This window comes from Streptomyces sp. NPDC006283 (assembly GCF_040613325.1).
GTDB lineage: Bacteria > Actinomycetota > Actinomycetes > Streptomycetales > Streptomycetaceae > Streptomyces.
In genome coordinates this window covers 1-6,929 of the sequence record NZ_JBEXRZ010000299.1, presented here as the reverse complement: position 1 = coordinate 6,929, position 6,929 = coordinate 1, and the positions used below count along the sequence as shown (strand labels likewise).

5 protein-coding genes, 1 pseudogene and 1 riboswitch are annotated in these 6,929 nt (G+C 70.2%); of the genes and pseudogenes, 4 read left to right on the top strand and 2 right to left on the bottom strand.

The window, feature by feature from the left end; translation table 11 throughout:
* From ABZ070_RS34180 to ABZ070_RS34165, 4 genes and pseudogenes are all read left to right on the top strand, one after another.
* A pseudogene (locus ABZ070_RS34180) lies at positions 1–314 on the top strand (metal-dependent phosphohydrolase); the annotation flags it as partial.
* Between the two features lie 147 nt (positions 315–461).
* A complete protein-coding gene (locus tag ABZ070_RS34175; RefSeq protein ID WP_356639727.1) occupies positions 462–1,442 on the top strand; it encodes a hypothetical protein in 981 nt (326 codons plus the stop codon).
* An 81-nt stretch (positions 1,443–1,523) separates the two neighbouring features.
* Positions 1,524–2,165: a peptide deformylase gene (def, locus tag ABZ070_RS34170; RefSeq protein WP_356639725.1), complete on the top strand. Its 642-nt coding sequence runs from the start codon at positions 1,524–1,526 to the stop codon at positions 2,163–2,165.
* A 172-nt stretch (positions 2,166–2,337) separates the two neighbouring features.
* Positions 2,338–3,075: a D-Ala-D-Ala carboxypeptidase family metallohydrolase gene (locus tag ABZ070_RS34165; RefSeq protein WP_356639723.1), complete on the top strand. Its 738-nt coding sequence runs from the start codon at positions 2,338–2,340 to the stop codon at positions 3,073–3,075.
* A gap of 61 nt (positions 3,076–3,136) precedes the next feature.
* On the opposite strand, the gene ABZ070_RS34160 is transcribed toward ABZ070_RS34165, so the two are convergent.
* Together ABZ070_RS34160 and ABZ070_RS34155 are read right to left on the bottom strand one after the other, a co-directional pair.
* Complete coding sequence (locus ABZ070_RS34160) at positions 3,137–4,153, bottom strand: ribonucleotide-diphosphate reductase subunit beta (protein WP_356639721.1); 1,017 nt, start codon at positions 4,151–4,153, stop codon at positions 3,137–3,139.
* Positions 4,153–6,498 (bottom strand): ribonucleoside-diphosphate reductase subunit alpha, encoded by a 2,346-nt coding sequence (locus ABZ070_RS34155; RefSeq protein WP_356639719.1) that lies wholly within the window; start codon positions 6,496–6,498, stop codon positions 4,153–4,155. Before ABZ070_RS34155 ends, ABZ070_RS34160 begins: the two co-directional genes overlap by 1 nt.
* 135 nt (positions 6,499–6,633) lie before the next feature.
* A riboswitch (cobalamin riboswitch) is annotated at positions 6,634–6,805 on the bottom strand.
* Positions 6,806–6,929 lie beyond the last annotated feature (124 nt).

The following is a 6,929-nucleotide window of genomic DNA, read 5'->3' as shown; positions in this document are numbered from 1 at the left end:
CCGGGGTCGCCCCCCTCGGCCCGCATCACGAGGCGGCCGACGCGCTGCTCGGCGGCGCCGTGGTCCGTCAGACGGGGGTTCCCGGGTCCGTCGCCGCCGTGGTGGAGCAGCAGGCGGACCCCTACCGGGAGCAGCCCCTGGCCGCCCGGATCGTTCGTGCGGTCAACGCTTACGACGACCTGGCCGGGGGAAGCGGAGGAAGTGCGGGCGGGGCGCTCAGCGCTCTGGAGCAGCTGCGCCTGGGCACGGGGCACGACTACCAGCCCGAGGTGGTCGAATCCCTTGCCAGGGTCCTCGGCAGAGTCCTTGCCTGAGGCGGTCTGCCCGGGGTCCCAGCGGGGTAACCCATGGGTAATGAGCGAGCCTGCGACCGGGCATGGTTGGATGCGAAAGAAGGCACAGGAGCAGGCACCACAGTCATGCGTCCGGGCAGTGACCCGAGCGACCGGCAGGCGGGAATCGTGAGGATCTTCGGGAAGGTACGGCATCGGCCCTCCGCCTCTTGGCGGCAGGCCACGGACCGCGCGTTCACGCTGATCGGCGACGGCCGGTACGAGGACGCGGGCGCGCTGCTGACGAGGGCGGCGGACCTGGAGCCGTGGCTCTCGGAGTCCTGGTTCAATCTGGCGCTGCTGCACAAGTTCCGGCACGACTGGGAGCAGGCCCGCGCCGCGGGGCTGCGCGCGGTCGCCCTGCTGGACAAGGAGACCGGCGCCCCCGACTGGTGGAACGTCGGCATCGCCGCCACCGCCCTCCAGGACTGGCCGTTGGCCCGCCGCGCCTGGCAGGCGTACGGGCTGAAGGTTCCGGGAGCGGCCGCCGCCAACGGCGAACCTGTCGGCATGGACCTGGGCAGCGCCGCGGTCCGGCTCTCTCCGGAGGGCGAGGCCGAGGTGGTCTGGGGCCGTCGGCTCGACCCGGCACGGATAGAAGTGCTCTCCATCCCGCTGCCCTCGTCCGGGCGGCGCTGGGGCGAGGTCGTGCTGCACGACGGCGTCCCGAACGGAGAGCGCACCACCACGGCCGGGCCGTCGTTCCCGGTCTTCGACGAGATCGAGCTGTGGGCCCCTTCGCCCGTACCCACCTGGGTGGTACTGCTGGAGGCGGCCACGGAGTCCGACCGGGACGCCCTGGAGCGGCTGGCGGCCGACGCCGGTTTCGCCGCGGAGGACTGGTCGTCCTCGGTACGGCTGCTGTGCCGGGCCTGTTCGGAGGGCAGCATGCCGAGCGCGGAGGGGGAGGGGGAGCACCTCGACCCGCACGACCACAGTGAGCCGGGTCACCCGGGGCCGCTGGGACACCGTACGGGCGGGGACCTCTGGTCGCCGGAGCGCGAGTGCGGGATCGCGGCGCCCGCCGGTCTGGTGCGGGGCCTGCTGGACGGCTGGGTCGCCGACAGCCCCGCCACCCGTGAGTGGCGGGATCTCGAGGAAGTCTGCTGACGCCTGCCCGTAGGCTGTACGGACACGTAGGTGACCGGGCATCGGGCCAGGGATCGGTACTGAGGAAGGCGTACGGCTGACATGGCGTCGCAGCAGTCGCAGCAGGAGACGGACGAGCAGGTGAACGACGGCTTCGTCGTGGACACGGAGAACTGCGAGGAGCGCGAGCTGGCGTACCGCGAGCGCGGCACCGCGCGCCCGATCACGGTTGTCGGCAACCCGGTTCTCCACAAGGAGTGCAAGGACGTCACCGAGTTCGACGACAAGCTCGCCGCGCTCATCGACGACATGTTCGCCAGCCAGAAGGCGGCGGAGGGCGTGGGCCTGGCCGCCAACCAGATCGGTGTGGACCTGAAGGTCTTCGTCTACGACTGCCCGGACGACGAGGGTGTGCGGCACACCGGCGTCGTCTGCAACCCGGTCCTGGAGGAGCTGGCACCCGAGCAGCGCGTCCTCGACGACTCCAACGAGGGCTGCCTGTCGGTCCCGACGGCCTACGCCTCGCTGGCCCGCCCCGACTACGCGGTGGTGCGCGGGCAGGACGCCGAGGGCAACCCGGTCAAGGTGCGCGGCACCGGCTACTTCGCCCGCTGCCTGCAGCACGAGACGGACCACCTGTACGGGTACCTCTACATCGACCGGCTCTCCAAGCGCGAGCGCAAGGACGCGCTCCGGCAGATGGCCGAGGGCACTCCGCGCTACCAGGTCGTGCCCAACGACTGATGCGCCGCGCAGGCCGGGCCCCGTTCGTGTGCGAGCGGGGCTCCGCTGTGTGCGCCGGCCGGTCGTCGAGGCGTCATTGGGCCGACAAATGACGGCAGCCCAGGCGCTGTTGACGCGCGTCGACAGGGCGGTCAGTCTCTGCGGTACACCGCTCTCTCGGCATGGAGGCGCAATGCTCAGACGTACCGCACGACTTCTGCTATCCATTGTCATGCTCATGGTCGCCGGATTGGCCGGAGTCGTGGCAACGGCCGGTTCCGCCCAGGCCGACGACTGCTACACATGGTCGCGCACCCTCTCCCAGGGAGCCTCCGGCGCCGACGTCACCCAGCTCCAGATCAGGGTCGCCGGCTACCCCGGCAGCGGCGGCGTGCTCGCCATCGACGGCGCCTACGGACCGGCCACCACGGCCGCCGTCAAGCGTTTCCAGTCCGCCTACGGACTCAGCGCCGACGGCGTCGCCGGCCCCGCCACCTTCAGCAAGATCTACGCGCTCCAGGACAGCGACTGCACGCCCGTCCACTTCAGCTACGCCGAACTCAACGACTGCAACACCACCTGGTCCGGCGGCGCCGTCAGCGCGGCGACCGCCAAGTCGAACGCCCTGCGCACCATGTGGAAGCTGGAGGCGCTGCGCCACGCGCTCGGCGACCAGCCCATCACGGTGACCAGCGGCTTCCGCTCACAGGCATGCAACAGCGCGGTCGGCGGCGCCTCCAACAGCCGCCATCTGTACGGCGACGCCGCAGACCTCGGCGCCGGGCCGCACTCGCTGTGCAAGCTCGCCCAGCAGGCACGCAACCACGGCTTCAACGGCATCCTCGGCCCCGGCTACCCGGGCCACAACGACCACACGCACGTCGACCACCGGAGCAGCCGGTTCTGGTCGGCGTCCAGCTGCGGCATCTGAACCGACGCGGCCCGCCCCTCCCCCCGTGCGAGGCGCGGGCCGCTCCGGTGGTCCTCGGTGATCAGAAGTCGTCGTCGAAGCCGACGGAACCCTCGACCGCCACCTGGTAGGCCGACGGGCGGCGCTCGAAGAAGTTCGTCAACTCCTGGACGCCCTGCAGCTCCATGAACGAGAACGGGTTCTGCGAGCCGTACACCGGGGCGAAGCCCAGCCGGGTGAGCCGCTGGTCGGCGACGCACTCCAGGTACTCGCGCATCGACTCGGTGTTCATGCCCGGCAGACCGTCACCGCACAGATCCCGGCCGAACTGCAGCTCGGCCTCCACCGCCTCCCGCAGCATGTCCGTGACCTGCTGCTGGAGCTCGTCGTCGAACAGCTCCGGCTCCTCCTTGCGGACGGTGTCCACGACCTCGAAGGCGAAGTTCATGTGCATCGTCTCGTCGCGGAACACCCAGTTGGTGCCGGTGGCCAGGCCGTGCAGCAGGCCGCGGGAGCGGAACCAGTACACGTAGGCGAAGGCGCCGTAGAAGAACAGGCCCTCGATGCAGGCGGCGAAGCAGATCAGGTTCAGCAGGAAGCGCCGGCGGTCCGACTTCGTCTCCAGCCGGTCGATGGTCTCCACGGAGTCCATCCACTTGAAGCAGAACTGCGCCTTCTCCCGGATCGACGGGATGTTCTCGACCGCCGCGAAGGCGGCCGTACGGTCCTCGGGGTCGGGCAGATAGGTGTCCAGCAGCGTCAGATAGAACTGGACGTGCACGGCCTCCTCGAACAGCTGGCGCGACAGGTACAGCCGCGCCTCCGGGGAGTTGATGTGCTTGTAGAGGGTCAGCACCAGGTTGTTCGCGACGATCGAGTCGCCCGTCGCGAAGAAGGCGACCAGCCGGCCGATCAGATGCTGCTCGGCCGGGGTGAGCTTGGCGAGGTCGGCGACGTCCGAGTGGAGGTCGACCTCCTCCACGGTCCAGGTGTTCTTGATGGCGTCGCGGTAGCGCTCGTAGAAGTCCGGGTAGCGCATCGGACGCAGGGTCAGTTCGAAGCCCGGGTCCAGCAGGTTCTTCTGTTCGTTGGAGCTCATTACTGGCAGGCCTCGCAGGACTCGGGGTTTTCCAGGGAGCAGGCGACGGCCTCGGGGTCGGCGGCTTGCTGGACGGGGATGGTCGCCTGTGCGGCGCGCGCGATGCGGGTCGCCGGGCGGGAGCGCAGGTAGTACGTCGTCTTCAGACCCTGCTTCCAGGCGTACGCGTACATCGAGCTGAGCTTGCCGATCGTCGGCGTCTCCAGGAACAGGTTCAGCGACTGGCTCTGGTCCAGGAACGGCGTACGTGCCGCCGCCATGTCGATCAGGCCGCGCTGCGGGATCTCCCAGGCGGTGCGGTACAGCGCCCGCACGTCGGCGGGGACCCAGCCGAAGCCCTGCACCGAGCCGTTCGACTCGCGCAGCGCCTCACGGGTCTGGGCGTCCCAGACGCCGAGCTGCTTCAGCTCCTCCACCAGGTACGAGTTGACCTGGAGGAACTCACCACTGAGCGTCTCGCGCTTGAACAGGTTGGAGACCTGCGGCTCGATGCACTCGTACACGCCCGCGATCGAGGCGATGGTCGCTGTCGGGGCGATCGCCAGCAGCAGCGAGTTGCGCATGCCGACCGAGGCGACGCGGGCGCGCAGCGCGTCCCAGCGCTCGGGCCAGTTGAGCGGGGTGTCGTAGTGGTCCGGGTGCAGGACGCCGCGGGCCGCGCGGGTCTCGGACCAGGCCGGCAGCGGTCCGTTGCGCTCGGCCAGGTCGCAGGACGCCTCGTAGGCGGCCAGCATGATCCGCTCGGCGATCCGCGTCGACAGGGCCTTCGCCTCGGGCGAGTCGAAGGGCAGCCGCAGCTTGAAGAAGACGTCCTGGAGGCCCATTGCGCCCAGCCCGACGGGGCGCCACCTGGCGTTGGAACGGCCGGCCTGCTCGGTCGGGTAGAAGTTGATGTCCACGACCCGGTCGAGGAAGGTGACGGCGGTGCGGACGGTGGCGTCCAGCCGCTCCCAGTCGATGCCGTCGCCGCTGACGAAGGCCCCGAGGTTGACCGAGCCGAGATTGCACACGGCCGTCTCGCCGTCGTCCGTCACCTCGAGGATCTCGGTGCACAGGTTCGAGGAGTGCACCACCCGGCCGGGTTCGGCGGTCTGGTTCGCGGTGCGGTTGGAGGCGTCCTTGAACGTCATCCAGCCGTTGCCGGTCTGGGCGAGGGTGCGCATCATCCGGCCGTACAGGTCCCTGGCCGGGATCGACCTGCGGGCCAGGCCCGCGGCCTCCGCCTTGCGGTAGGCGGCGTCGAACTCGTCCCCCCACAGGTCGACCAGCTCGGGGACGTCGACCGGAGAGAAGAGCGACCACTGCGTGTCCGCCTCCACGCGCCGCATGAACTCGTCGGGGATCCAGTGCGCGAGGTTCAGGTTGTGCGTACGCCGGGCGTCCTCACCGGTGTTGTCGCGCAGCTCCAGGAACTCCTCGATGTCCGCGTGCCACGTCTCCAGGTAGATCGCGGCGGCGCCCTTGCGCCGGCCGCCCTGGTTCACCGCGGCGACCGACGCGTCGAGGGTCTTCAGGAACGGGACGATGCCGTTGGAGTGCCCGTTGGTGCCGCGGATCAGCGAACCGCGGGCGCGGATGCGTGAGTACGAGAGCCCGATACCACCGGCGTGCTTGGAGAGCCGGGCGACCTGGTGGTAGCGGTCGTAGATCGAGTCGAGCTCGTCGAGCGGTGAGTCCAGCAGGTAGCAGGACGACATCTGCGGGTGCCGGGTGCCCGAGTTGAAGAGCGTGGGGGAGGAGGGCAGATAGTCGAGCCGGCTCATCAGGCCGTACAGCGACGCGACCTCCTCCAGGGCGCGTACCGATTCGTCCTCCGCCAGACCGGCGGCGACGCGCAGCATGAAGTGCTGGGGAGTCTCGACGACCTGGCGGGTGATGGGGTGGCGCAGCAGGTAGCGGCTGTAGAGCGTGCGCAGACCGAAGTAGCCGAACCGGTCGTCGGCGTCCGCGTCGATCAGCGCGTCCAGCCGGGCGGCGTGCAGTGCCACGAACGCGGCCGTACGGTCGGCGATCAGGCCCTCGCGGTGGCCGACGGCGACCGAGGACGAGAAGGACGCCACGCCCTGCCCTGCCGCCTCTTCGGCGATCGTGCGGGTCAGCAGGCGTGCCGCGAGCCGCGAGTAGGCCGGGTCCTCCGAAATCAGGCCCGCGGCCGCGTCGGTGGCGAGAGAGCGCAGCTCGGCCTCGTCCGACCCGGCGTTCCGGCCGCGCAGCGCCGCGGCGGCGACCCTGCCCGGGTCGGTGTCGGGCAGGTCGGCCGTGAGGTCCGTCAGTGTCCGCAGCAGTGCGGTCCCGGGACCGTCCTTCTCCGTCGCTGAGACCGGATCGGCTGGCGCGATGGTCACCTGGTGCTCTCCTCGCTCGGCTCTGGGCCTTGCGGGGAGGTGAGGCCACGCGGGCAAGGGCCCGCGAGGCGGGCACGGCGCATGGCGTCCACCGGCCCAATCGCGAGGCCCGGACGTCTCGGCACCCGGATCGGTCGAACCGGATGCACCGTCGGCAGGTCCTCGGACTTGTCGGATACGGCAAAGCGCACCGGATCACACCGTTGCGGGACAGTTCCGGATTCGCACCGGATTCCCCTGCGGCGACAGCGAGATGAGCATACATGTGGGGGCGGTTGAGTCGGACACCCCCATATGTTGTGTCTCAGAGGGTGAAGTCGATCTCCCGGCGCCGGACCGGTCGAGCAGCTCAGGGACGGGGTGCACCGGCCCTCCCCAGGCGAAGGGCCTTCCTCCACGACGCGGCCCGCGTACATCACGGCGAGGCGGTC

Excerpts from the sequence above, each read along its gene's own strand:
- ABZ070_RS34165 (WP_356639723.1), top strand. The coding sequence starts at position 2,338 with ATGCTCAGACGTACCGCACGACTTCTGCTATCCATTGTCATGCTCATG.
- def (WP_356639725.1), top strand. The coding sequence starts at position 1,524 with ATGGCGTCGCAGCAGTCGCAGCAGGAGACGGACGAGCAGGTGAACGAC.
- ABZ070_RS34160 (WP_356639721.1), bottom strand. The coding sequence starts at position 4,153 with ATGAGCTCCAACGAACAGAAGAACCTGCTGGACCCGGGCTTCGAACTG.